This window comes from Marinobacter segnicrescens (assembly GCF_900111555.1).
Lineage (GTDB): Bacteria > Pseudomonadota > Gammaproteobacteria > Pseudomonadales > Oleiphilaceae > Marinobacter > Marinobacter segnicrescens.
In genome coordinates this window covers 290,524-315,611 of sequence record NZ_FOHZ01000001.1, presented here as the reverse complement: position 1 = coordinate 315,611, position 25,088 = coordinate 290,524, and the positions used below count along the sequence as shown (strand labels likewise).

Sequence of the window (25,088 nt, the reverse complement as noted above, 5' to 3'; positions counted from 1 at the left end):
TCCGTCGCAGGCTTCGTGGTCTGACCGCGACCCAAAGGAATAATGGAATCGTTTCATGAAAGTGCTCTGGTCCGTCATGGTGATACTGATTGTCCTGCTGCAGGTGCGCCTGTGGGTGGGGGAAGGCAGTTACGCCCAGGTCTGGAGTCTGGACGAGACTATTGCCGAGCAGCGAGCGGAAAACGCAAAGCTCGCTGCCCGTAACGAGCGCCTGTACGCCGAGGTTCGCAACCTGGGCTCAGGGCAGGGAGCGGTTGAGGAGCGTGCCCGCAAGAACCTGGGCCTGATTCACCGTGACGAAACCTTCTTCCTGGTTGTGGAGCCCTGAGTTCCCGGCCACTGTTGCTGCCACCCTATGAGTTCTCCGCGCTTCTGGCTTGTTGTTCCCGCCGCCGGCATTGGCCAGCGCATGCAGGCTGACCTTCCCAAACAATACCTCACCCTCAATGGGCGCTTTGTGCTGGACGTGACGCTGGAACGCCTCCTGTCCTGTGGGGCCTGGGCAGGCTGTGTGGTTCCCCTCCATTGCGATGATCAGTGGTGGCCGGCCAGCGCGAGCGCCGGTGATGCCCGGATAGAGCCGTGTCCCGGTGGTGCCGAGCGTGCCGATTCCGTACTGGCCGCACTGAAACATCTGCAAGGCCGGGCCGCTGCCGATGACTGGGTGCTGGTCCACGACGTGGCCCGCCCCTGCATTCACCCGGATGATGTCGCCCGGCTCAGGTCCACCCTTGCGGACGACGCATGCGGCGGACTGCTGGCAGCGCCGGTCTCCGACACGGTCAAGGAAGTGGCACCTGGTTCAGACCAGGTTCTGGTAACCAGGGACCGCCGACAGCTCTGGCGGGCCTTTACCCCTCAGATGTTTCGCTATGGTGACCTGGTCGCAGCCTTGCAGCGGGGTGTCTGCGAGCAGCCCGGGGCCATTACCGATGAGGCCTCTGCCATGGAGCAGGTGGGCTGGCACCCCAGGGTGGTGACAGGGCGTACTGACAATATCAAGATAACCGTTCCGGAAGACCTGGCGCTGGCGGAGTTTATCCTTGCCCGCCAGGCAGCTGGATAAACCCTTTCGTACCAGGCGGGTATTATGAGAATAGGACAGGGTTTCGATGTCCACGCGTTCTGCGAGGGCTCGGAAATTATTATCGGCGGTGTACACATTCCCCATGACCGGGCGCTGAAAGCCCATTCAGACGGAGACGTATTGCTGCATGCCGTAGCGGACGCGCTGCTGGGTGCCGCTGCCCTGGGAGATATTGGTCACCTGTTCCCGGATACCAGTGACGAATGGGCCGGCGCTGACAGTCGGGTGCTGCTTCGTGAAGTAAGGCGGCAGATCGCTGAAAGGGGGCTTGAAGTTGTCAACGTGGACAGCACTATCATTGCCCAGTCGCCGAAGATAGCACCCCATGTGGCGGCCATGCGCCAACACATTGCGGAGGATCTGGGAATTCCCATAGACCGGGTCAGCGTCAAGGCCACTACAACCGAAAAGCTTGGCTTTACCGGGCGGCGGGAAGGCATTGCCTGCCAGGCCATCTGTCTGCTTGACGGGAGCCGTCCGTGAGCCGTTGGCGACTGGACTGGCCATGGCCTGATGGCGAGCCTGTGGGCACCGGGACGCTCAAGGCATGTCCGGAAGACTTCAGGGTGACAGAGCTCCTGGACGTGGGCGGGCCCGTGCTGGAACTCGATCCCGGGACGCTTCCAGGCCAGCTGGCCGTACCCGGAGAGGGTGAGCATTTGCTGATTTACCTGGAGAAAACCGGTGACAACACGCCCTGGGTGGCCAGTCAGTTAGGCAAGCTTGCGAGGTGTGGTGATCGCGGAGTCGGCTACAGCGGTCTCAAGGATCGCCATGCGATTACCCGGCAGTGGTTCAGCGTCCAGCGTCCAGGGCTGGAGGCCGACGATGCCTCCTTCCTGCGGAACATTCAGCAGGTGCAGGATCAGTGGCGTGTACTGGCCGTTGTCCGTCGGGGCCGCAAACTTCGAACCGGGGAACACCAGGCCAACCGTTTCGAAATACGGCTGCGTGATCTGAACGGTAACGCCCAGGCCATCACCGATCGGCTTGAAGCGCTCCGCCAGCGCGGCTGCCCCAATTATTTTGGTCTGCAACGTTTTGGCCATGAAGGCGGTAACCTGGACCGCGCTGTCGCCATGGCGGGAAACACCGGTGGCAAGCGCCGTAATCGCCGCGCCGGCAGCAACCGTGAGGGGCTTTACTTTTCAGCGGCCCGCTCCTGGTTGTTCAATGAGGTGTTGGCAGAAAGGGTGCTCCGGGAAGACTGGGACCAGATGCTGGATGGTGAGCCAGCGTCGGAGCCCACGGGTCCACTGTGGGGTGATGGGGGCACCCGCGCCACCGGACAGCAGGAAAGCCTTGAGCGGGGGGTGGTTGCGCGTTATCCCGACGTGGCGCAGGTGTTTGCCAGCACCCGCATGTCGCCTGATCGTCGCTCGCTCAGATTATTGCCGGCGGATCTGGAATGGTCGTTCCCGGCCGAAGGTGGTGGTCGATGGCTGGACCTGTCATTCACTCTCCTGCCGGGTCAATATGCCACCACCTTTCTTTCTGCGGTTGTCTCTCCAAAGGACGTTGACTGAGTTCTGACGGTATTCTGGCGCCTGAAGCTTGCAGAACTTCCGTACCGTGACAGAAATAACACGTTTTATCCGTTAGAATTCCTCATCGCTTTCAAAAATGGCGGCACATACCGCCAGGACACTTTCGGAGAGACTGAAAATCGTGCGTATCTTGCTGTCCAACGATGACGGGGTTCACTCCCCGGGACTGGTGGCCCTGCACGCCGGCCTGGAAGGGCTGGCCGAACTTGAGGTGGTCGCCCCGGACCGGGATCACAGTGGCGCCAGTAATTCCCTGACCCTGAACCGGCCATTGACCGTGGAGAAGCACCCAGGGGGCTTCCACTCAGTGGATGGCACTCCCACGGACTGCGTACACCTGGCCGTTAACGGGTTGTTTGATAAACCCTTTGACCGGGTCATTTCCGGTATCAACACCCATGCCAACCTCGGCGACGACATTATCTACTCAGGCACAGTGGCTGCCGCTACCGAGGGCCGCCACCTGGGCCTGCCGGCCATTGCCGTTTCCCTGGTCAATGATGGTCACTTCCATTACGAGACGGCGGCGAAGGTAGTGCGCATGCTGGTCGAGCGGGAAGACTGGCCGGATCTCGGCGGCCGCTGCATCCTCAACGTTAATGTGCCGGATGTGCCCTGGGACGAGGTCGCCGGCTTCCGGGTAACCCGCCTGGGACATCGTGCGCGGGCCGAGGGTGCCGTGCCCATGACCTGCCCGCGGGGCAAGTCCCGCTACTGGATCGGGGCGGCGGGTGAAGGTGCCGACGCCGGGGCGGGAACGGACTTCCATGCAATCAGCCAGAACTACGTTTCGGTAACACCAGTCCATATCGATATGACCAAACACGACGCCCTTTCATCGTTAAGGCAATGGGTGGAGGCCGGACGCTGATGGTTGCCATTGACGGAATCGGAATGACTTCACGGCGCACCCGGCTGCGGCTGATCCAGCGCCTGCGGGAGGCGGGCATCCGGGACGAGCGGGTGTTGGGCGTTATGGAAGAGATCCCCCGCCACATTTTCCTGGACGAGGCCCTGGCCCATCGTGCCTACGAGGACACCGCGCTGCCCATAGGTTACAGCCAGACGCTGTCCCAACCCTACATCGTCGCCCGGATGACGGAAGTGCTCATGAGTGCGAGTCCGAAAAAGGTGCTGGAGCTTGGCACCGGGTCCGGTTACCAGACCGCTATCCTGGCCCGCCTGTGCGACGAAGTATACAGCGTAGAACGTATCAAGCCGTTGCAGGACAAGGCCCGGGAACGTATGCACCTGCTGAAAATGCGCAACGTCATGCTGCGCCTGGCGGACGGGCCCATGGGCTGGCCTGAGCACGCGCCCTACGATGGCATCATCGTTACTGCTGCCCCAAGGGTGGTCCCCCAGGAGTTGCTGGACCAGCTGGCGGACGGTGGTGTCATGGTGATTCCCGTGGGCGAGGAGCATCAGATGCTGGTCAGAATCACCAGGGATGGCGACCAGTTCCATACGGAAGATATTGAACCTGTTCGCTTTGTGCCTCTCCTTGGAGGAGTTGTTCGTTGAAGGGATTCAAGCACTATGCCGGGGTGTTCATCCGGGGCATGGCCATGGGGGCTGCGGATGTAGTGCCCGGGGTTTCAGGCGGGACGGTCGCGTTTATTACCGGCATCTACTTTCGCTTGCTGAGCGCTATCGCGGCGGTGCCCTCTGCCACTATCAACGATCTGTTCCGGGGGCGGGTTCGCCGGTTCTGGAACCAGGTAGACGGTACCTTTCTTGTCGTACTTCTCACTGGCATCCTGGTCAGTATTGCAACGCTTGCCAACCTCATTACCTGGGCCCTGGACGCTTACCCGATCGCCCTCTGGAGTTTCTTCTTCGGTCTGATCCTTGCGTCCGTATGGCACGTGTTTCGTCAGTTGAAGGCACCTGCGGCCTGGCTTGCCATGCCCGTGGCAGGCGGTGCAGTTTTCGCCTGGTGGGTGACCACGTTGTCCGCCGGGCAGGTGGATCCGGGGGCGCTGGGTTTCTTCCTGTCCGGGGCGGTGGCCATCTGTGCGATGATCCTTCCGGGCCTGTCAGGCAGTTTCATATTGTTGATACTGGGTATGTACGCACCGGTGCTTGCAGCGGTGAGGGAACTGGACATAGCGCTCATTGGCCTGTTCATGGCAGGGTGTGTGCTGGGGCTGCTGAGTTTCGCACGTTTGTTGGGCTATGCCCTCCGCAAGGGCCATGATGCGGTGCTGGCAGTGTTGACCGGTTTTATGATCGGTGCCCTCAACCGGGTATGGCCCTGGCAGGAAGTACTCAGCTGGCGGATAGACAGCGGTGGCGCCCGGGTGCCAATGGAACAGGTGAGTGTTTTACCCGTGCGTTATGCGGAGGTTACGGGAGAACCTGCGCAGGTACCGGTGGCTATCATGGCCCTGATTGCCGGAGTCGGGCTGGTCCTGGTTGGTGAGTGGCTGGCCGGACGTTCAGAGCGTCGGCAAAGCGCGACAGCTGATGTGTGACGAAACTGGCGGTTTGAGGAGTATTACCGAAAGGTATTGAGGGATTAATCACAGGACGTGTGAGATGAGTGTTACTTTTTGGGGCTATTTGTTTCCTGAGGTAACAGCCCATGGCGCCAGGTAACCCGGATATGTGCATAAAAGATGCAATAAATTAGTGGGTTAGGGGATTAACTGGTAAATAATGTTAAGCTGAAAAGATAATTTCGAGATAAAAACGATATCAATATATCTGTGAATTATAGGTCCAGTCAGCACCAAGCGGCTTCCGCCCCCCGTTCCCGGGTCCACCAGGATCTTGGGCGACTGGTTCTTTTGCTGTTGCTGACCGTGATGGCGCTCCCCTCCCTGGTTGGTTGTAACACCTCGGCCATATACGGTGACAGTGCCTATAACCCGCCGGTTTACTGGGGCCGCCATGTGGTCGAGCGGGGGGAGACACTGTACAGCATTGCCTGGCGCTATGGCCGGGATTACCGGGAACTGGGCGACGCCAATAATATCGCCCCTCCTTACCGTATCTACCCTGGCCAGGTCATCCGGCTTGACCTTCGGGGCAGCCGTCCCGCCGGTTCCCCAAACGTGGCATCGTCACCTCAACCACCCCGCAAGGCGGCAAAGCCCAGGCCCGCCCCCAAACCCCAGCCTGCACCAAAGGTGACCCGAAAACCCGACACCAGTGTGGATGTCTCGCGACAAACCCAGACTGTGTCCAATATCAATTGGCGCTGGCCACACGTTGGTACGGTAATTGCAAAATATTCAACATCGGGAAAAGTCAATAAAGGTATTGATATTGCCGGAAATTCCGGGGATCCCGTCAAGGCCGCAGCGGATGGGAGTGTGGTCTATGCGGGTAATGGGCTGCTGGGTTATGGCAACCTTATTATCATCAATCACAACGAGCATTATCTTAGTGCCTATGCGCACAATCGGCGCATACTGGTGAAGGAAGGGCAGGAGGTCAAGCAGGGGCAGACAATCGCCGAGCTTGGCAGCACCGGCACCGATGGGGACAAGCTTCATTTCGAGATCCGCCGCAATGGTAATCCGGTTGATCCGCTGCCCTATCTACCAGGACGCTGAGGGTGTTCCGTACAACGCAACCATCGGTAAAAAATGCAGGGAGGCGCAGGAACGACAAATCAAACCACGCATTGTCATCAGACCGACGTTGAACTCGGATAACAATAAGAACCACATAACCGGTCATGGACTGGCCAGAACAAGAAATGACCTGATGCTCGATCAATAAGAAAACGGTCCCACAACAAGAAAAAACCGTGGGAAGACATCCGGCAGAGCCCGGGGACGTCCAGACCCCTGAGCCCGGAGCGTGCCGACAGGATCATTTGAAAGGCGGGGCAAGAGTTATGTCTGCAGAAGAAGAGATGATAATCGATCGTGTTGCTGATGTAGAAGAGACCGAAGATGATACACAGACGCCGGAGGCGTCTACTACAGATACCCCCCCTGACGCTGCAACGACAGCGACAGAAGAGTCGGGGTTCACTCCCCACGACCGTTATTTTGGTACCCAGAAGCAGCTGGATGCGACTCAGCTGTATCTCAATGAGATCGGCTTTTCGCCATTGCTGACCCCTGAGGAAGAAGTCTATTTTGCCCGCCTGGCCCGCAAGGGCGAGGAGTCCGGTCGCAAGCGGATGATCGAGAGTAACCTGCGGCTGGTGGTGAAGATTGCCCGGCGCTACGTAAACCGCGGTCTGACTCTGCTGGACCTCATCGAGGAGGGTAACCTTGGCCTGATCCGCGCGGTGGAAAAATTCGACCCGGAACGGGGCTTCCGGTTTTCCACCTACGCCACCTGGTGGATCCGCCAGACCATCGAGCGGGCCATTATGAATCAGACCCGCACCATTCGCCTGCCCATCCATGTGGTCAAGGAGTTGAACCTCTACCTGCGTGCTGCCCGGGAGCTGACCCAGAAACTGGATCATGAGCCGTCAGCGGAAGAAATTGCCCGTATGGTGGACAAGCCAGTCAGTGACGTTGAGCGCATGCTGGGGCTCAACGAGCGGGTGGCCTCCATGGATACACCCATCGGTGCCGGTGGCGAAAAATCCCTGCTGGATACCGTCGCTGACGAAGGCGCCACTGACCCGGCCGACCTGCTTCAGGACGACAACCTGTGTGCCTGCCTCGAGCAGTGGATCGACCAGCTCAGTGACAAGCAACAGGAAGTGCTCGCCCGTCGTTTCGGTCTGCGCGGTTACCCCACATGTACCCTGGAAGAGGTGGGCCAGGAAATCGGGCTCACCCGGGAGCGGGTACGCCAGATACAGGTGGAAGCCCTGCGCCGCCTGCGGGAAATCCTGGAAAAGGAGGGGCTGTCCAGCGGCCTGCTGTTCAAATAGCCCTGTGGAATAGCCCGCCAATCCAGTGAACGAAGCCGGCCCCTGTAGGCCGGCTTTGTCATATTTCGTGAAAGTGTGATCCCGTCCTGAAGCGTCGTGCCGGCAAAGTCATTATCTTCGGTAGTATCCGACATCCCCGGCTCAGACGCGGGGCTGCCCCAGAGGTTATTCCAGGTAATCCCTTTTCTGTTTGAATTCACACAGGTCTTCGATAATACATGACCCGCACCTGGGCTTGCGGGCTGTACAGGTATAGCGCCCATGGAGGATAAGCCAATGGTGCGCGTCCATCAGGAATTCCTTCGGTACCAGCCGCATCAGTCGTTTCTCCACTTCCAGTACGTTCTTGCCAGGAGCAATGCCAGTACGGTTCGATACCCGGAATATATGGGTGTCCACGGCCATGGCCGGTTGCCGGAAGGCCGTGTTGAGAACCACATTGGCAGTCTTGCGGCCTACGCCGGGTAGTGCTTCCAGTTCCTCGCGGGTGTCCGGCACTTCGCCGCCGTGTTTGTCGATCAGGGCGCGGCAGGTCTTGATGACGTTTTCTGCCTTGCTGTTGAACAGGCCAATGGTCTTTATGTACTCCTTGAGCCCGTCCACCCCCAAAGCCAGAATGGCTTCCGGGGTACTGGCTACGGGGTACAGCCGTGCGGTGGCCTTATTGACCCCCACATCCGTTGCCTGTGCAGAGAGAATCACTGCAATCAGCAGTTCGAACGGGGTGCTGTAGTTCAGTTCGGTAGTGGGCTCCGGATTAGCATCGCGCAGGCGACTAAAAATTTCGATGCGTTTCTGTTTGTTCATGGTTACCGGTTGCTTGGTGTGTTATCAGGAAATATTGCCGGTGACCCGGACCCGCTTGCTGCCAGTGGTCACGGTCTCTGTGGATCGGGCCTTGCGGCGTGCTTCCAGCTGGCTGTCGATGCCATTCTTGAGCGCAATCAGTAGCCCCAGGCCAACGAACGCACCTGGAGGCAGCACCATGAACAACATATCCGGGTAGTCACGGAACACATGCAGGGTCCAGTCAGCGGCGACCGGGCCCAGCAGCAGGTGCATGTCGGTGAACAGGGTACCCTGGCCGATCAGCTCCCTCATGCCGCCAAGCACCACGAGCACCGCCAGGAAACCGAGGCCCATCATGGCACCATCCAGCAGGGCCGGGGCCGGGCCGGTCTTGGATGCAAAGGCGTCGGCGCGGCCCAGAATGGCGCAATTGGTGACGATCAGTGGAATGAAGATGCCCAGAATCTGGTAAAGCTCGTAGGTGAAGGCCTGCATCAGCAGTTCGGCGCAGGTTACGAAAGAGGCAATGATCATTACGAAAGCGGGCAGGCGAACCGAGTCCGATACGAAGTTGCGGATCAGGGATACCGCCAGGTTGGAGCCCATCAGTACCATCAGGGTGGCGATGCCCAGGCCCAGTGCGTTCACCACGGTACTGGTCACGGCCAGTAACGGGCACAGGCCCAACACCTGGACCAGGGCAGGGTTGTTGGTCCACAGCCCGTCTCGGATGATTTCCCGGCTGCTCTTGGTGCTCATGTCAGCGTTGCTCCCTGTTGTGCTGTCGGCGGCCAGCCCCCTGCCGTTGGCCGGTAGTATCGGCGCCGATGGCTTCGAGGATTGCCGGTCGGTTCTGGCGGAAGTAGATCAGCGTATGCTGCACCGCCTTGACCACGGCCCTGGGGGTGATGGTGGCGCCGGTAAACTGGTCGAACACGCCGCCGTTCTTCTTCACGTTCCAGTTGCGGGGCTCCGGATTGCCCAGGGACCGCCCTTCAAAGGACAGCACCCAGTTGGATTTTTTCAGCTCGATCCGGTCGCCAAGCCCGGGCGTCTCCCGGTGACTGGTGACCCGCACGCCAAGCACCTCGCCTGACAGGTCTATACCCACCAGAAGCTGTATGTCGCCGGAGTAGCCGTCAGGGGCAACGGCCGGCAGGATCAGGCCTGTCGGTTCCCCAGCGCGGCGGGCGACCCGCGCGGTCACCGGACCCTGGATCGCAATCCGGTCACTGGCAGGCAGGGTGACGGTATCATTCAGCAGGTCGTTATCATGCTCCGATTCCGGAATGATTTCGTAAAGGGCGGCGGCCTCGGCACGGGCCCGCTGCTCCTTAATACGGTCCGCTGTCAGCTGCTGGGTGAAGGCGATGGTACCGCCAGTGATCACCGCAAACAGTCCCAGACCAATAGCGCTGCGTCGGATGGATTGGGCCAGTGCCGCCATAGCTCTACCCCGCCTTGCCCGGAATACCGCGCCGGGGCTTGTGGTGCCCGTAGGTCCGCGGTGGTGTGTAGTGATCGATAAAGGGCACCGCAAAGTTCATCAGCAGCACACTGAAGGCCACCGCGTCCGGGTAGTTTCCCCAACTGCGGATGGTATAGATCAGTACCCCGATACAGGCGCCGTAGATCAGCTTGCCCTGATGGCTGGTCGCCGCTGACACCGGGTCGGTAGCGATAAAGAAGGCTCCCAGCATGGTGCCGCCGGCCAGCAGGTGCAGTGACAGCGGTGCATACTGGTCTGCATTGCTGCCAAAGGCCAAGCTCATCAGGCCCAGCGCTGTCAGCAGGCTGACCGGAATGTGCCAGGTGATAATGCGCAGGGCGACCAGCGCCAGCCCCCCCAGCAGGAAGGCGCCGTTGACCCACTCCCAGCCTTGTGCAACGCCGGTACCAAAGGTCGGATGCTGGAGTACTTCCGCGGCGGTATGGCTGGCAATCTTGTGCTTGTACTCGTCGAGCGGGGTCGCCATGGTCCAGGCATCGATGGCGGCTTGCTGTCCGCCAAAGATGGTATTTAGGGTTTCGCCGAACCCGGGGGCATCGGGCAGAGTGACGGCGCCGGCCCAGTTGGTCGTCATGGCCACCGGAAACGAGACCAGTACCAACGCATAGCCGACCATGGCGGGGTTGAAGGGGTTGGCCCCCAGGCCGCCATAGAGTTGCTTGGCCAATATAATGGCGGAGATGACCGCAACTGCCGATACCCACCAGGGCGCGAACTGGGGCAGCGACAGGCCCAGTAACAGGCCGGTAACAGCGGCGGTATTATCCCGAAGGAAAAAGGCGACCGGCTTGTGCCGGAGCTTGAGCATGGCGGCTTCGGCACCAAGGGCCAGCAGTACGCACCAGACCACGTTGATCAGGTTGCCCCAGCCAAAGAACCAGGTCTGGGCCACCAGGCCAGGCAGGGTCGTGAGGATCACGACCAGCATGACCCGGGAGGTCGGACGCGCACCATGGGCGTGGGGCGAGGACTGTTGTACCAGGCTCATTGGCCGTCCTCCGTCTCAAGTTGCTTACGGGCCTCGGTGAGGGCATCTTCTGCGCGCTTTACCCGATCCAGGTTCTTGGCAACGGCGCGTTCCAGCTTCTCAACATTATCAGCCTGGGCGGCCCTGGCTTCGTCCAGCATACTTTCCATGGTCTCGAGTTTGCCCTTGGCCTGGTTGAGCTGTTTTTCCAGCGACTCGATATCGGGCTTTTCGGTCGAGGCTTCCGATGTGGCTGCCGCAGCCGGTCTTGCCTTCTTGCGCTCCAGGGCCTGTTGTACCATAGCTGCCCGGGCTGAGCGTTCGTCGGTGGCGTCACCCTCGGCAACCGCTTTCTCTGCCTCAGCCTGTTTCTTCTTCTGGGCCTGGGCTGCTGCCCTGGCCCGTTCCTCGCGGCGGCGTTCCTTTTCCTCCTGCTCACGCTCCAGCCTTGCCTGGCGGGCCTCGAAACGTTCCCTGGCCCGGTCTGCCTTGATCTGTTCGGCCCTCTGGGTGCGGATCTCGCCCTTGGCGTAGCGATAGTACTGAACAAGCGGAATCGAGCTGGGGCAGACATAGGAGCAGGCCCCGCATTCGATGCAGTCGAACAGGTTCAGGTGTTCTGCCCGATCAAAATCCTGGGCCCTGGCGTGCCAGAAAAGCTGCTGTGGCAAAAGCTCCATGGGACATACCTCGGCGCACATGCCACAGCGAATACAGGGTTGCTCCGGCGGAGGCATGGGCAGTTCGTTTTCGGTGGCGGCGATCAGGCAGTTGGTGGTCTTGATCACCGGAACCGAGGTGTCTTCCAGGGTGTAGCCCATCATCGGGCCCCCGAGGATCAGGCGATTGACCCGCTCTGGGTGAAAGCCAGCCTGGTCCAGCAGGTGCCGGGTCGGCGTACCGATCAGGGCTTCAAAGTTGCCCGGGTCGTCCACACCGGCGCCGGTTACCGTGGTAATGCGGGAAATCAGCGGTTCCCCCCGGTTGATCGCCCGGTAAACAGCCATAGCCGTGCCCACGTTCTGGCACATGACGCCAATATCGGCCGGGATACCGCCGCTGGGTACTTCCATACCGGTAAGAATCTGGATCAGCTGTTTCTCCCCGCCGGACGGGTATTTGGTGGGGACGACCACCACTTCTGCCTGGGTGCCTTCGGAAGCCTTGCGCATGGCGTCGACGGCTTCCGGCTTGTTGTCCTCAATGGCGATGACACAACGTTCCGGGCGCAGGATCCACGACATGATCTTGATGCCGCCATGGATCTGGTCGGCGCGCTCTCGCATGGCCATGTCATCTGCGGTGATGTACGGCTCGCATTCCGCGCCGTTGATGATCAGGGTGCTGACCTTGCGGTCACTGGGGGGCCTGAGTTTGATATTGGTGGGAAAGCCGGCGCCGCCCATGCCACTGATGCCGGCGTCCCGGATCAGGTTCAGCACGTCATCGCGATGGAGCTGGCGGTAATCCGCGATCGGTGACAGCTCGCACCAGGCGTCATCGCCATCCGGCTCCAGCACAATACACCAGTCCGACATACCGGAAGGGTGGGGGACCGGGAGCAGCTCGATGCCCACGATGGTGCCGGATGTGCTGGCGTGGACCGGTACGCCCATGCCGGAGGTGACATCAGCCAGCTTCTGGCCCTTGAGCACCTTGTCGCCCGGTTGCACGAGGGGCTCTGCCGGTGCCCCTATGTGCTGTTGCAGCGGTAGTACCAGCCGCTCGGGAAGGCCCGCCTTGCGGATCGGGCGAGCGGTGGACTGGTGCTTGTTCTCGGGCGGATGGATGCCGCCGGGAAAGTTCCACAATTGCGTCATCAGGCGCTGGCCCCCTGGCGGTCGGTGGCAATAATGGTCGGCTGCGGGGGCTGCCAGCTCCAGCTGCGTATGTCAGGCTCAATAGTCACCATGTCGATGCAGTCAACCGGGCACGGCTCCACACACAGGTCGCAGCCGGTGCATTCACTCTCGATGACCGTATGCATGTGCTTGGCAGCACCGAGGATGGCGTCCACAGGGCAGGCCTGGATGCACTTGGTGCAACCGATGCACTCGTCCTCCCGAATAACGGCCACGCGACGGGCCTGTTCCACGCCATGTTCGGCATCCAGGGGCTGGGGTTCCACGTCCAGCAGGTCGGCCAGGGCTTTAATGGTGGCCTCGCCGCCAGGTGGGCACTTGTTGATGGCATCGCCATGGGCAATGGACTCGGCATAGGGGCGGCACCCCGGGAACCCGCACTGGCCGCACTGGGTCTGGGGGAGTAGGGCGTCGATCTGATCGACCAGGGGGTTGCCCTCAACGCGGAAGCGCTCGGCGGCGAAACCCAGCAGGGCACCGAACACCACCGCAAGGGCCAGCAGGACTGCGACTGCAATCAGGATGCCTGTCCACATAGCTTCAAGCTCCGTCAGACGCTGACCAGGCCGGTAAAGCCCAGGAATGCCAGTGACATCAGCCCGGCGGTCACCATACCGATGGCCGCGCCCCGGAAAGCGACCGGCACGTCGGCCACGGCGATGCGCTCACGCATGGCGGCGAACAGCACCAGCACCAGCGAGAACCCGGCGGCGGCGCCAAAACCGTACAGGACTGATTCAACGAAGTTGTTGTTCTTGTTGATGTTGAGCAGCGCCACACCCAGCACTGCGCAGTTGGTGGTAATCAGGGGCAGGAAGATGCCCAGAACCCGGTAGAGCAGGGGGCTGGTCTTGCGCACCACCATTTCGGTGAACTGGACCACCACCGCGATCACCAGGATAAAGGTGATGGTCCGCAGGAAGGTCAGGTCCAGCGGCTCCAGCAGCCAGGTATAGGCCAGGTAACTGCATACCGATGCCAGGGTCAGCACAAAGGTGGTGGCCAGGGACATGCCCATGGCAGTCTCCAGCTTCCCGGACACGCCCATGAAGGGACATAGCCCGAGAAACTGCACCAGCACAAAGTTGTTGACCAGTATGGTGCTGACCAGGATCAGCAGGTATTCCGTCATCGGTACGCGTGCTCCGATTGGTGGTGCGCGGTGCTACATCACCCGCATGCCGGGGGTGGCGCCGGAGTCAGGGGAGAGGATAAAGATATCCTTGCCCCCGGGGCCTGCGGCCAGGACCATGCCCTCGGAAAGTCCGAATTTCATCTTGCGCGGCTTGAGGTTGGCCACCATGACGGTCAGCCGGCCCTCAAGATCCTCCGGCTTGTAGGCGGACTTTATACCGGCGAACACATTGCGTTCGCCATGCCCTACGTCAAGAGTGAGGCGGAGAAGCTTGTCGGCGCCTTCCACGTGCTCTGCCTTGACGATCCTCACCACCCGCAGGTCCACCTTGGCGAAGTCCGGGAACTCGATTTCATCAGCGATGGGCTCCAGGTCAGCAACTGGTGCCTTTTCCGCTTGCTGGCCGGTAGCGGCCGGCAACTCTTCCTTTGAGGCCTCGATCATCTTTTCGATCTGGGCCATGTCCACCCGGTTCATCAGGGGCTTGAACTTGTCGATGGGGTGGTCTTCAAGCAGTTGGCTGCGCTCGTTCCAGTCCAGGCGAGCGTTGAGGAAGCTCTCGGCGCCTTCGGCGGTTTTCGGCAGTACCGGCGCGAGGTAGGTCATCAGCAGGCGGAACATGTTGATGGCGTTGGTGCAGATGGCCTGGAGTTTTTCGTCCTGGCCTTCCTGCTTGGCAATGACCCAGGGCTGCTCGTCGTTCACATACTGGTTGGCGATGTCTGCCAGCTCCATGATGCGACGCATGGCTCGACCGAATTCGCGGGCCTCGTACAAGTCAGCAATGTCTTCGCCGGCTTCGATAAAGGTGTTGAGACGGTCGGTCTCGGTAACCTGGCCCAGACGCCCGTCAAAGCGCTTGGTGATAAAGCCGGCACTGCGGCTGGCAATGTTCACCACCTTGCCGACCAGGTCCGAGTTTACCCGGGCGGCGAAGTCTTCCAGGTTCAGGTCCATGTCGTCCACGCCGGCGGTCAGCTTGGCGGCGAAGTAATAGCGCAGGTATTCCGGATTCAGGTGATCCAGGTAGGTGCGGGCCATGATGAAGGTGCCCCGGGACTTGGACATCTTCTTGCCGTTCACCGTCACGAAGCCATGGGCCCAGACTGCCGTCGGCGTGCGGAAGCCGGCGTCGTGGAGCATGGCAGGCCAGAACAGGGCATGGAAGTTGATGATGTCCTTGCCGATGAAGTGATAGACCTCGGCGGTGGAATCCGCTTTCCAGAAATGCTCGAAGTCGATATCGGTCCGGTTGCACAGGTTCTTGAAGCTGGCCAGGTAGCCGATGGGGGCGTCCAGCCAGACATAGAAGTACTTGCCCGGGGCGTCGGGGATCTCAAAGCCGAAGTAGGGTTTGTCGCGGCTGATGTCCCACTCCTGAAGGCCCGCGTCCAGCCACTCGGCCAGCTTGTTGGCCACCTGCTCCTGCAGGGTACCGCTGCGGGTCCACTCTTTCAGGAAACTGTCAAAATCCGGTAGTTTGAAGAAATAGTGCTCGGACTGCTTCTCCACGGGGGTGGCGCCGGACACTGCCGAACGGGGGTTAATCAGTTCCGCCGGGGTGTAGGTGGCGCCGCAGGCCTCGCAGTTGTCACCGTACTGGTCTTCCGCCTTGCACTTGGGGCAGGTGCCCTTGATGAAACGATCCGCCAGGAACATCTCCTTCTCTGGGTCGAAGAACTGGGTAATCTGGCGGGTGGCGATGTGGCCGTTTTCCTTGATCTTGCGGTAGATATACTCGGAAAACTGCTGATTCTCCTCAGAGTGGGTGGAGTAATAGTTGTCAAAGCGGATGTTAAAGCCCGCGAAGTCCTCCTGGTGCTCGTCCCGGATGCGGTCGATCAGCTGTTCCGCAGAGATACCTTCCCGCTCGGCCCGTAACATGATGGCGGTGCCATGGGCGTCGTCAGCGCAAACGTAGTAACAGTTGTGGCCACGCATCTTCTGATAGCGCGCCCAGATATCCGTCTGAATGTACTCCAGCAGGTGACCCAGGTGAATCGGGCCGTTGGCATAGGGCAGGGCGCTGGTAACCAGAATATCGCGCTGTTTGTCGCTCGCTTGCGTCATGGTGATGTCCGAACCTCGGTGAACTTGTCGGAGAAGCCGCCGTCGGGGCAGCTCCTTATGGTCAGAAACGGGCACAAATGATACCTTCCAAGCCAATACTTTTCATCTTCCCGGACGGCGTTTTGCCGTATTCCACCGGATATCTGATTCACGGAGCAACCATGGCCGAGATTTCCCGGGCAGCCCTCGAGGCCGCCGTGCGCGAATACCGCGATCCCTACCTGGACAAGGACCTGTACGAACTGGACGCCGTCAAGGGCCTGGACGTGGATGCGCAGGGGCGGGTCAGTCTCAGCGTTCAGCTGCCATACGCCAGTGCCGGCATCGCCGGTGCGCTGCGGCAGATCGTTAGCAATAGCCTGGAAAATGTGGACGGGGTGACCGGCGCCGAGCTGGCCGTCAGCCAGAAGATCCACGCCCACAAGGCCCAGCGGGACCTGGAGTCCATGGGCGGGGTTAAGAACATTATTGCCGTGGCCTCCGGCAAGGGCGGTGTTGGCAAGTCTACCACTGCAGTGAACCTGGCCCTGGCGCTCTCCGCCGAGGGTGCCCGGGTGGGTATCCTTGATGCCGATATCTATGGCCCCAGTGTGGGCATGATGCTGGGCATTCCCGAAGGCCAGCGCCCGAAAACCGAGGGCAACAAGTATTTCCTGCCGGTGGAGGCCCATGGCATCCAGGCCATGTCCATGGCCTTCCTGGTGACGGACAAGACCCCCATGGTCTGGCGCGGGCCCATGGTCAGTGGCGCGGTTCAGCAGCTGCTCACCCAGACCCTGTGGAATGACCTGGATTACCTGGTGGTGGATATGCCACCGGGTACTGGGGACATTCAGCTGACCCTCGCCCAGAAGGTGCCGGTTACCGGTGCGGTTATTGTCACCACGCCCCAGGACATCGCGTTGCTGGACTGCAAGAAAGGCATCGAGATGTTCCGCAAGGTGGATATCCCGGTCCTGGGTGTGGTGGAGAATATGAGCATCCACATCTGCAGCAATTGCGGCCACCAGGAACCCCTGTTCGGCGAGGGGGGCGGCGAGCGGGTAGCGGAAGACTATCAGACCGAGCTGCTGGGTCAGCTGCCGCTGCACCTGACCATTCGCGAGCAGACCGATGGCGGTCGTCCCACCGTGGTCGCCGAACCGGATTCGGAAGTTGCACGCCGGTACCGGGATATTGCCCGCCGGTTATCTGCAGGCCTGTCGACACGGGCTCGCAATGACAGCGCCCCGATTCCCAGTATCTCGATCAGCGACGACTGAAAACCGCCATTACGGCTTCGGCTGTGCAAAGTGACCGTGCCGGGAGAGGGCGCGGCTTTGCGACAATGGCTCGTCGCGGGTAAACTATGGCGCCCCGAATTTCAACCGGTGCGCGACCGACGCCGACGGACCAACGAGAGATCACATCAATGAGCATCAAATCCGACAAGTGGATTCGCCGCATGGCGGAACAGGAAGGCATGATCGAGCCCTTCGAAGCAGGCCAGGTCCGGGAAACCTCCCGTGGCCGTGTGATCTCTTACGGTACCTCCAGCTACGGTTACGACGTGCGCTGCAGCAACGAGTTCAAGATCTTCACCAACGTGCACTCGGCCACCGTGGATCCGAAGAACTTCGATGAGAACAGCTTCGTCAACTACACCGGCGACGTCTGCATCATTCCGCCCAACTCCTTTGCGCTGGCCCGCACGGTGGAATATTTCCGGATTCCACGCCAGGTACTGACCATCTGTCTTGGCAAGTCCACCTACGCCCGCTGCGGTATCATTGTTAATGTCACCCCCCTGGAGCCGGAATGGGAAGGGCAGGTGACGCTGGAATTCTCTAACACCACCAATCTGCCGGCCAAGATCTACGCCAACGAGGGTGTTGCCCAGATGCTGTTCTTCGAATCCGACGAGGAATGCGAAACCAGCTACAAGGATCGGGGCGGCAAGTATCTGGGGCAGACCGGAGTGACGCTGCCCAAGACCTGACAGGTTGTGTGCAGACAGGCGGGACACTCGTGTCCCGCTTTTTGGTTGTCGGGCCCTCAAACGATGGTCTTTACCGGGAATAAACGCAGGAGCCGTACGTGAACGCCAACCAGTTTCTCAAAGCGGTCGAACAGCTCCAGGGGTGGCGCCAGACCGCCTTTCTGCTGGCCCTCGCCGAGCGGGCCTTCCCCAACTACGCCCTGTTCAGCGATGCCATTGGGGCCAAGGCCGGTGGCAAGATGCGGCAGTTGCTGGACACCGGCTGGAACCTGTTCGAAGACAAGGCCACCGAGAACCATATCCCCCAGTTGCTGGCGAAGCTCGAAAGCCTGAGCCCGGATGTGGATGCCTACGATGCCTACGGGGTCTATCCCGCGTTCGATTTCTGCCGCTTGCTGGAAGAAGCCCTGCTGAGCCGGCTGAACCCGTCGAAGCACCGGGCCCTGGAAGCATCCGGTATTGCCACCGGCACGGTGATGAACTTCATTACCTTCTCCGAGGGTGAGGGCCTGGACGAGGATGAAATCGTCAGGCTGCTGGACAGCCATCCGCTGATGAAGGAAGACAAGATGTTCCAGCGGGACCTTATTCTCAGTCTCAAGCGACAGCGGGTGCCAAAAGAGCGCTATATTGCGGAGCTCCGGGCCCTGTCAGCCAATGATGGGGTGAGCAACCTCGGTATCACCCTCGCAGATGACGAACCGGAGGCCTGAGGGCCTCCACAACCACTGAATACCAGACGACCCAGCCATGAAACTCTCAGCTTTTGGACGCAAGTTTACGGCCGATGCCGGCATTACCTCCCTGATGGATGATCTGGGCAATGCCCTCGCCAGCGGCGATGACATGATCATGATGGGAGGGGGTAATCCCGGGCAGGTGCCGGCCATCCAGGAAAGGCTGACCGAAGTGCTGGGGGATATAACCCGTGATCCGGAGGCGATGAAACGGCTGGTCGGTATCTACGACCCACCCCAGGGGGAGAAACGGTTTATTGCCTCGTTGGCGGAGCTGCTCAACCGGGAGTATGGCTGGGGGCTCACGGAAGACAACATCGCACTGACCAACGGCAGCCAGGCGGCATTTTTCATGTTGTTCAATATGTTCGCCGGGGACTTTGACGATGGCAGCCAGAAGCACATCCTGTTGCCGCTGGCACCGGAGTATATCGGTTACGCCGATGCCGGCATCGCGCCGGAGCTGTTCCGGGCAGTGCAGCCGGAAATTACCTTTACCGGGGCCCATGAGTTCAAATACCGGGTCGATTTCGATGCGGTGGATGTTACGTCGGATACCGGTGCAATCTGCGTTTCCAGGCCTACCAACCCGACCGGTAACGTGGTTACCGACCAGGAAATGGAACGCCTGGAGTCACTGGCCCGTCACCACGACGTGCCTTTGATTGTAGACGGCGCCTATGGCACGCCCTTCCCGAGCCTGCTTTACGTGGATGCGCAGCCGCGCTGGAACGAACAGATCGTTCTGTGCCTGAGCCTCTCCAAGCTGGGCATGCCGGCGGCCCGCACCGGCATCGTGATTGCTGCGCCGGAGATTATCCGTGCCTTGTCCAGTATCAATGCCATCATGAACCTGGCCACTGGAAGCTTTGGCGCGATGCTGGCGGAGCCACTGGTACGCAGCGGAGAAATACTGTCACTGAGCCGCGAGGTGGTTTGCCCTTTCTACCATCGCAAAATGGAGAACGCGGTGAAGGTGTTCACGGACGCCATGGGAGAGGGGTGCCGCTGGTATGTGCACAAACCGGAGGGCGCCATGTTCCTGTGGTTCTGGTTCCCGGATTTGCCAGTGAGCAGCCTGGAGTTATACCAGCGCCTGAAGGCCAGGGGCGTGCTGGTAGTATCGGGTCATTACTTCTTCCCGGGACTGGCAGAGGATGGCTGGCGGCACCGACATGAATGCATACGGGTGACCTACTCCCAGGACGATGAACGGGTGGCGGAGGGGCTGCGGCGCATCGCCAGCGAGGTGCAGGCCATCTGGGCAGAGCAGGGCTGACGCAACTGCCGGCTCAGTCGGTCAGGTCCGCGTCATCCAGCCGGACTTCGTAGCGACTGCCGTCCGGTTCCACCTGGATCAGCCGCACCAGCAGGTAGTCCAGTGCCGGAGCGAACCACATCAGTGTTTCTCGCTTGCTGTCGTCTTCACGGACTTTTTCGACCTTGACGGTCTGCAGTTCCCCGAAACGGGTGGACTCGACTTCTTCGCCAATAACCCTGAACTGGTCCTCGTCGAAATCGTCTTCATCTGCCACCGTGTAGTGCATTTCCTTTTTGCCGGCCTTCAGGTCCTGTCGGAGCTGGAGCTGGAAGCCGAGAGGGTCCAGCGCGTTGGCGGCCAAAGGCACGGTAAAGCTCTCACCATCGTAGCTGCCACTCATGCTTTTGGCCGGCCAGTTAAAGTTCAGCGCCCGGCTGCGGTCCCGCACCATCAGTCCGTCCAGGCGATAACGGTATTCGATTGGTACGACGCGACCCTCGTCCCAGCGAAAGATAACGGATTCGTTGATATCGGCGATGAAGGAATCCACATTGAAATCATATTTCCAGCTCCCGTCGGGCTGTTGTTTGAGCGTACGCTGGGCAGAACCATTAATGGAGAGGCCTTTATCCATACTGGCGCTGTAGCTGGCGGCGATTGGATTCAGCTCTGAGGGCGTAGCGTTGGCCTCCCCGGTGAGGGAGGCGGCACTGAGCGTCACCAGGGCCAGGGCGAGTAACCCGGGCAGGCTGACGAGTTGGCGGAGGCTGGCTGAGCGAATAAGGGTCACTGGATGTCTCCCGTTACAGCGGTCACTGGGTCTGAGTGTAACCGGCCCGGGCAGGGCCCCGTATGACGATTCCTTTAGTCGTGGTCATTCCCGGCCTGTCCGGACATTCCGTCGGCCTGGGAATCTCAGGCTGCCGGCAAGGTCATGACGGCCGGCATTGGCTGGCCGTCAAACAGTATGCGGTCGTGTCCGGCCAGTTGCAGCCGTCCCTCACAGAACCACCGCACCACGATGGGGTAGAGCACGTGTTCCTGTTGCTGAACCCGTTCGGCGAGGGTTTCGGCGGTGTCATCCGGCAGTACGGCCACTTCCGCCTGGGCGATCACCGGTCCTCCATCCAGGTCCTCGGTCACGAAATGGACAGAGACGCCATGGACGGGGTCGCCGGCGTCGATCGCCCGCTGGTGCGTGTTCAGTCCCCGGTATTTCGGAAGCAGGGATGGATGCACGTTCAGCATGCGCCCCTGGAAAGTCCGCACCAGCTCGGGGGTAAGGATGCGCATAAAACCAGCCAGTATCACCAGGTCGGGCTGCCAGCGTTCCATCTCCAGCCGTAATTCGGCGTCGAAGGCTTCCCGCGAGTCAAAGCGGGTATGATCAACGGTAAAGGTTTCAAGGCCGGCCTGGGCAGCGCGCTCGAGGGCGAAGGCCTGGGGGCGGTTGCTGCCCACGGCGACGATCTCACCCGGGAAATCACGTTCCCTCGTTGCGTCAATCAGCGCCTGCAGGTTGGTACCACTGCCCGAGGCGAGTACCAGGATGCGGGGTTTGTCGACCGGGTCTGCCTGCATGCCACTCATCCCCGGATCAGCCCCGGTGCGTACCGCACATCCGGTGAGGAAGCGGGATCATCCTGTCCTTCAATGGCACCAATCTGCCAGGCAACTTCGCCCATGGCACTGAGGGTGTCCAGGGCAAGCTCTTGCTGGTCAGCCGGTACGCAGATAACCATGCCTACACCGCAGTTAAAGGTACGGTACATCTCTTCGTCGGCAACGCCGCCCTGTTCTTTCAGCCACTGGAATATGGCCGGCAACTCCCAGCTTTCTGTGTCGATGGCAGCGCGGGTGCCATCCGGCAATACCCTCGGAATATTCTCCGGAAGTCCGCCACCGGTGATATGGGACATAGCCCTGACGTCAATTGTTTTAATAAGTTGCAGAAGGTTCTTGACGTAAATTCTGGTGGGCGCCATCAAACCTTCTGCCAGCGTGGTGTCTCCTACGGACTCGCTGAGGTCGGCACCGGATACTTCCAGGATCTTGCGGATCAGGGAGTAGCCGTTGGAGTGGGGTCCGGAGGACGCCATGGCAATCAGGGCATCGCCAGGCTGGACACGACTGCCGTCGATTACCTGGTCCCGCTCCACCACGCCCACGCAGAAGCCTGCGAGGTCGTAGTCGTCACCTTCATACATGCCCGGCATCTCCGCTGTCTCGCCCCCCACCAGGGCACAGCCCGCCAGTTCACAGCCCTTGCCGATACCTTCCACTACGTTGGCGGCCACATCCACGTTGAGCTTCCCGGTGGCGTAGTAATCCAGGAAAAACAGCGGCTCGGCACCGCCCACGACCAGGTCGTTCACGCACATGGCCACCAGGTCGATGCCGATAGTGTCGTGGCGCTGCAGTTGCATGGCCAGCCGCAGCTTGGTGCCCACCCCGTCGGTGCCGGATACCAGTACCGGTTCGCGGTAGCCAGTGGGCAGCGACACCATGGCGCCGAAGCCACCCAGACCGCCAAGTACCTCGGGCCGGCGGGTGCGCCTGGCAGTATCCTTGATACGGTTCACCAGTTCATTACCGGCGTCGATGTCCACGCCAGCGTCACGGTAGGTGAGGGAGGGCTTTTTATCACTCATGTCGGGGTCAGCCATGTTGGTGGGTAGGGTTGGTCTGAAGCGCGGGATTTTACCAGTTGCCGGTGGGCGCTCCAAATGTGTTTCACGTCGTGTTCTGGTGTGGGCGGGTTGCTACTCACTGTCAGGACCATCGTGTATCCTAGGGCGGCCTGCAGAAACAGTGGATTAATCATGGCTGTACAAACCCGAAGCGACGTGCGACTGACAATGGCAGCGGCCCTGGTATCGCTGCTTCTCACCCTGCTGCCAATACCCCCTGCCCATGCCGTGGTGGTAGACGATCTCTACCATGCCACAGTGCCGGTCTCCGGCGAAGGTGAGGACGCGTTGGCGGAGGGCTACCGGCAAGGGCTGTCCCGCGTGCTGGTTAAAGTCTCCGGAGACCGGTCGGTGGCCGACCTGGACGGACTTGCCCCGGTACTGGACGACGCCGGCTCCCTGGTGGATGGCAGGCAGCTGGAAAAGGGCCGGGACGGAGGTGATGAGCTCACACTTCGGTTTTCACGTGCAGCCGTCAACCGGGCCCTGGCCGACGCCGGTGCGCGGGTGTGGGGGTTGAATCGCCCCCTGACCCTGGCCTGGGTGGCCGTCCAGGATGGTGGTGACCGGGGCTTGCTGGTGCAAACCGGTGAAAGCTCTGATCAGGGCTGGTCAGCCCTGATCCTCGAGCAGACGGCCAGCCGTGGGCTTCCGCTGGCGCTGCCACCGGCCGACCGGGCGGGCGACAGGCGCCTGCTTTCCGAAGTTTGGGGACAGTTCATGGGGCAGGTGTCCCGGGCATCCTCGGGGCTGGACCATGACCTTTTGGCGGTTGTGCGAATAAGCCGCCGCGATGATGGCTGGCAGGCCAGCTGGAATTACGAGGGGGCGGGTATTGATCAGTCCAGGTCGGTCACCGCAGAAACACCGGAAACCCTCATCAGCGAAATGGTCGAGAATTGGGTCGCTGAGCTGGCATCCCGCTATGGTGTCAGTGGTGGGGCCATCGAGACCGGACCCCGGGTCAGGTTAATGCTGGAAGGGGTTGCTTCGCCTGGCGATTACGCGGCCGCCAAGCGGGCGCTGGGGCAACTTAACCCGGTGAAGTCAGTTGGTGCTGTGTCAGTATCATCCGACCATATCGTGTTCGAGCTGGAATACGAAGGGGAGCTCCCCCAGTTGCGGCAGAACATCGCGCTGGAAGAGCGGTTCAGGGCGCTGGATCAACCAGGTACCGGGGCTGGCAACGCCGGGGATGAAGAGGATTTCCGGACCGTCCGACAGACCCTGTACTACCGCTGGCAGCAACAGGTAGCAGCACCGCCGTCATCGGACAATGATGCCCGCTAACTGGCCACTGGCAGAAGGAATGCGACTGTGCAGCACTGGCGATGGATACCCAACGGCCTGTCCTTTCTGCGGATGCTACTGGTGATACCTTTCGCCTGGGCCCTCGCCAGTGGTCGCTATCGTGAGGCATTGATATTGTTTGTTGTAGCGGCCGCTACCGATGGACTGGATGGTTTCCTGGCCCGGTTCTTTGGTTGGAAGAGCCGGTTGGGGGCAATTCTGGATCCCCTGGCGGACAAGCTCCTGATGGTGACCACCTACCTGGTGTTATCCATTACGGGTGTGTTCCCGCTATGGCTGTTTATGCTGGTGTTGGGACGTGACGTCGTAATCGTGGTCGGCGGGTTGCTGTTCCATCGGTTTGTTGGCCGGTTCGAGGTTGAGCCAAGTGCCTTTGGCAAGCTCAATACACTGGTCCAGATCCTGGCGGCGCTCGCGGTCATGCTTCACCAGGCCGGGCTCGAGCTGACAACCTGGACGCAGCCTGCCGCACTGTGGGCAGTCACCGTAATGGCACTGATCAGTGGAGGCCATTATGTCACTGTCTGGGGGTTGCGGGCCCTGAGGGGAGGCGTGTCATGAGTGGCACCCAGCTGGCCCTCGGGGTGCGCCTGCGGGATGATGCCCGCTGGGCGAATTTTCATGGCGGGCGCAATGCTACGGCTGCGGGCATGGTCCGCAATGCCTGTGGAGATCCTGCCCACCCGCTGGTGGTTCTCTGCGGTGATGAGGATACCGGCAAGAGCCACCTGCTGCAGGCAGCCTGCCATGAGTATGAGCAGCGCGGCCAGAGTGCTGTCTGTTTCAGCCTGGCGGAGCTGGAACCCCTGGGGCCGGATGCGCTTTCCGGTGTCGAGGTAATGGACCTCGTGGCGCTGGACGATGTGCACCGGGTGCTGGGCAAGCCCGCGTGGGAAGAAGCCCTGTTCCATCTTTATAACCGGGCCCGGGACCTGGGCCACCAGGTCATGCTTACGTTGAACGATACGCCGGTGAGGCAGTCGTTTGTCCTGCCGGACTTGCGCTCCCGGTTCCAGGAAGGATTGCTGGTCCAGTTGGGAACCTATCGGGACGACGACCGAATTACTATCCTCCGGCTGCGGGCTGAGCAGCGGGGCCTTGTGCTCAGTGACGAGGTGGCCGGCTTTATCCTGCGTCGCTCCTCCCGCCGACTGGGCGCCCTGCTGGCGATACTGGACCAGCTGGACGAAAACTCCCTGCAGGCGCAGCGACGGTTGACCATACCCTTCATCAAGTCGGTTATGGGGTGGTAGACTCATCCCCTCCACATTGATGTCTTCTTCCATTCAGCC

The 25,088-nt window shown here is 60.7% G+C and carries 27 protein-coding genes; 16 read left to right on the top strand and 11 right to left on the bottom strand.

Going from position 1 to position 25,088, the window contains the following annotated elements; genetic code table 11:
• Positions 1 to 55 precede the first annotated feature (55 nt).
• From BM036_RS01405 to rpoS, 9 genes are all read left to right on the top strand, one after another.
• On the top strand, positions 56 to 328 hold the full coding sequence (locus BM036_RS01405; RefSeq protein WP_091848432.1) for a septum formation initiator family protein: 273 nt from the start codon (positions 56 to 58) through the stop codon (positions 326 to 328).
• 27 nt (positions 329 to 355) lie between these two features.
• Positions 356 to 1,066 (top strand): 2-C-methyl-D-erythritol 4-phosphate cytidylyltransferase, encoded by a 711-nt coding sequence (gene ispD, locus BM036_RS01400; protein WP_091848431.1) that lies wholly within the window; start codon positions 356 to 358, stop codon positions 1,064 to 1,066.
• A gap of 24 nt (positions 1,067 to 1,090) precedes the next feature.
• Positions 1,091 to 1,570, top strand: coding sequence for a 2-C-methyl-D-erythritol 2,4-cyclodiphosphate synthase (gene ispF / locus BM036_RS01395; protein WP_091848430.1), 480 nt, complete (start codon positions 1,091 to 1,093; stop codon positions 1,568 to 1,570).
• Positions 1,567 to 2,613: a tRNA pseudouridine(13) synthase TruD gene (gene truD / locus BM036_RS01390; protein ID WP_091848429.1), complete on the top strand. Its 1,047-nt coding sequence runs from the start codon at positions 1,567 to 1,569 to the stop codon at positions 2,611 to 2,613. The genes ispF and truD overlap by 4 nt, the downstream gene beginning before the upstream one ends.
• Positions 2,614 to 2,755: 142 nt before the next feature.
• The gene (surE, locus tag BM036_RS01385) at positions 2,756 to 3,505 is read left to right on the top strand and encodes a 5'/3'-nucleotidase SurE (RefSeq protein WP_091848428.1); all 750 of its coding nucleotides are present in this window, start codon (positions 2,756 to 2,758) and stop codon (positions 3,503 to 3,505) included.
• Positions 3,505 to 4,158, top strand: coding sequence for a protein-L-isoaspartate(D-aspartate) O-methyltransferase (locus tag BM036_RS01380; protein ID WP_417547194.1), 654 nt, complete (start codon positions 3,505 to 3,507; stop codon positions 4,156 to 4,158). The genes surE and BM036_RS01380 overlap by 1 nt, the downstream gene beginning before the upstream one ends.
• Positions 4,159 to 4,196: 38 nt before the next feature.
• Positions 4,197 to 5,111 (top strand): DUF368 domain-containing protein, encoded by a 915-nt coding sequence (locus tag BM036_RS01375; protein WP_342714286.1) that lies wholly within the window; start codon positions 4,197 to 4,199, stop codon positions 5,109 to 5,111.
• 333 nt (positions 5,112 to 5,444) lie between these two features.
• Positions 5,445 to 6,197, top strand: a complete 753-nt coding sequence (locus BM036_RS01370) for a peptidoglycan DD-metalloendopeptidase family protein (protein ID WP_091848675.1) — start codon at positions 5,445 to 5,447, stop codon at positions 6,195 to 6,197.
• A 287-nt stretch (positions 6,198 to 6,484) separates the two neighbouring features.
• Entirely contained in the window at positions 6,485 to 7,486 is a 1,002-nt protein-coding gene (gene rpoS, locus BM036_RS01365; RefSeq protein WP_091848427.1) for an RNA polymerase sigma factor RpoS, read from the top strand.
• Between the two features lie 165 nt (positions 7,487 to 7,651).
• Here the strand turns inward: rpoS and nth are convergent, their stop codons facing one another.
• Genes nth through metG form a run of 8 tightly spaced genes read right to left on the bottom strand, consistent with a single transcriptional unit; the run spans position 7,652 to position 15,819 of the window.
• On the bottom strand, positions 7,652 to 8,293 hold the full coding sequence (gene nth / locus BM036_RS01360) for an endonuclease III (RefSeq protein ID WP_091848426.1): 642 nt from the start codon (positions 8,291 to 8,293) through the stop codon (positions 7,652 to 7,654).
• Positions 8,294 to 8,317: 24 nt separating this feature from the next.
• Positions 8,318 to 9,034 (bottom strand): electron transport complex subunit E, encoded by a 717-nt coding sequence (locus BM036_RS01355; RefSeq protein ID WP_091848425.1) that lies wholly within the window; start codon positions 9,032 to 9,034, stop codon positions 8,318 to 8,320.
• Between the two features lies 1 nt (position 9,035).
• The gene (rsxG, locus tag BM036_RS01350) at positions 9,036 to 9,722 is read right to left on the bottom strand and encodes an electron transport complex subunit RsxG (RefSeq protein ID WP_091848424.1); all 687 of its coding nucleotides are present in this window, start codon (positions 9,720 to 9,722) and stop codon (positions 9,036 to 9,038) included.
• A gap of 4 nt (positions 9,723 to 9,726) precedes the next feature.
• Positions 9,727 to 10,773, bottom strand: coding sequence for an electron transport complex subunit RsxD (rsxD, locus tag BM036_RS01345; RefSeq protein ID WP_091848423.1), 1,047 nt, complete (start codon positions 10,771 to 10,773; stop codon positions 9,727 to 9,729).
• Positions 10,770 to 12,572 carry an electron transport complex subunit RsxC gene (gene rsxC / locus BM036_RS01340; protein WP_091848422.1) on the bottom strand — a complete coding sequence of 601 codons (1,803 nt, stop codon included), beginning with the start codon at positions 12,570 to 12,572 and terminating at the stop codon, positions 10,770 to 10,772. The genes rsxD and rsxC overlap by 4 nt, the downstream gene beginning before the upstream one ends.
• On the bottom strand, positions 12,572 to 13,150 hold the full coding sequence (gene rsxB / locus BM036_RS01335; protein WP_091848421.1) for an electron transport complex subunit RsxB: 579 nt from the start codon (positions 13,148 to 13,150) through the stop codon (positions 12,572 to 12,574). Before rsxB ends, rsxC begins: the two co-directional genes overlap by 1 nt.
• A gap of 14 nt (positions 13,151 to 13,164) precedes the next feature.
• A complete protein-coding gene (gene rsxA, locus BM036_RS01330; protein WP_091848420.1) occupies positions 13,165 to 13,746 on the bottom strand; it encodes an electron transport complex subunit RsxA in 582 nt (193 codons plus the stop codon).
• Between the two features lie 33 nt (positions 13,747 to 13,779).
• Complete coding sequence (gene metG / locus BM036_RS01325) at positions 13,780 to 15,819, bottom strand: methionine--tRNA ligase (protein ID WP_091848419.1); 2,040 nt, start codon at positions 15,817 to 15,819, stop codon at positions 13,780 to 13,782.
• Positions 15,820 to 15,980: 161 nt separating this feature from the next.
• Here metG and apbC point away from each other — a divergent pair, with 161 nt between their 5' ends.
• From apbC to BM036_RS01305, 4 genes are all read left to right on the top strand, one after another.
• A complete protein-coding gene (gene apbC, locus BM036_RS01320) occupies positions 15,981 to 17,081 on the top strand; it encodes an iron-sulfur cluster carrier protein ApbC (protein WP_091848418.1) in 1,101 nt (366 codons plus the stop codon).
• 149 nt (positions 17,082 to 17,230) lie between these two features.
• Positions 17,231 to 17,797: a dCTP deaminase gene (gene dcd / locus BM036_RS01315; RefSeq protein WP_091848417.1), complete on the top strand. Its 567-nt coding sequence runs from the start codon at positions 17,231 to 17,233 to the stop codon at positions 17,795 to 17,797.
• Between the two features lie 98 nt (positions 17,798 to 17,895).
• A complete protein-coding gene (locus BM036_RS01310) occupies positions 17,896 to 18,510 on the top strand; it encodes a YjaG family protein (protein WP_091848416.1) in 615 nt (204 codons plus the stop codon).
• Between the two features lie 37 nt (positions 18,511 to 18,547).
• Complete coding sequence (locus BM036_RS01305) at positions 18,548 to 19,813, top strand: valine--pyruvate transaminase (protein WP_091848415.1); 1,266 nt, start codon at positions 18,548 to 18,550, stop codon at positions 19,811 to 19,813.
• 13 nt (positions 19,814 to 19,826) lie between these two features.
• Here the strand turns inward: BM036_RS01305 and BM036_RS01300 are convergent, their stop codons facing one another.
• The 3 genes from BM036_RS01300 to purM all read right to left on the bottom strand — a co-directional run bounded on the left by BM036_RS01300 (position 19,827) and on the right by purM (position 22,446).
• Positions 19,827 to 20,585: a DUF3108 domain-containing protein gene (locus BM036_RS01300; RefSeq protein ID WP_245742396.1), complete on the bottom strand. Its 759-nt coding sequence runs from the start codon at positions 20,583 to 20,585 to the stop codon at positions 19,827 to 19,829.
• A 125-nt stretch (positions 20,586 to 20,710) separates the two neighbouring features.
• Positions 20,711 to 21,376, bottom strand: coding sequence for a phosphoribosylglycinamide formyltransferase (purN, locus tag BM036_RS01295; protein WP_091848673.1), 666 nt, complete (start codon positions 21,374 to 21,376; stop codon positions 20,711 to 20,713).
• Positions 21,377 to 21,381: 5 nt separating this feature from the next.
• A complete protein-coding gene (purM, locus tag BM036_RS01290; RefSeq protein ID WP_091848414.1) occupies positions 21,382 to 22,446 on the bottom strand; it encodes a phosphoribosylformylglycinamidine cyclo-ligase in 1,065 nt (354 codons plus the stop codon).
• 171 nt (positions 22,447 to 22,617) lie between these two features.
• Here purM and BM036_RS01285 point away from each other — a divergent pair, with 171 nt between their 5' ends.
• Genes BM036_RS01285 through hda form a run of 3 tightly spaced genes read left to right on the top strand, consistent with a single transcriptional unit; the run spans position 22,618 to position 25,049 of the window.
• Positions 22,618 to 23,775 carry a DUF2066 domain-containing protein gene (locus tag BM036_RS01285; protein WP_177185961.1) on the top strand — a complete coding sequence of 386 codons (1,158 nt, stop codon included), beginning with the start codon at positions 22,618 to 22,620 and terminating at the stop codon, positions 23,773 to 23,775.
• Between the two features lie 27 nt (positions 23,776 to 23,802).
• Complete coding sequence (locus BM036_RS01280; RefSeq protein WP_091848412.1) at positions 23,803 to 24,357, top strand: CDP-alcohol phosphatidyltransferase family protein; 555 nt, start codon at positions 23,803 to 23,805, stop codon at positions 24,355 to 24,357.
• A complete protein-coding gene (hda, locus tag BM036_RS01275) occupies positions 24,354 to 25,049 on the top strand; it encodes a DnaA regulatory inactivator Hda (protein ID WP_091848411.1) in 696 nt (231 codons plus the stop codon). The genes BM036_RS01280 and hda overlap by 4 nt, the downstream gene beginning before the upstream one ends.
• The last annotated feature ends 39 nt before the right edge of the window (positions 25,050 to 25,088 follow it).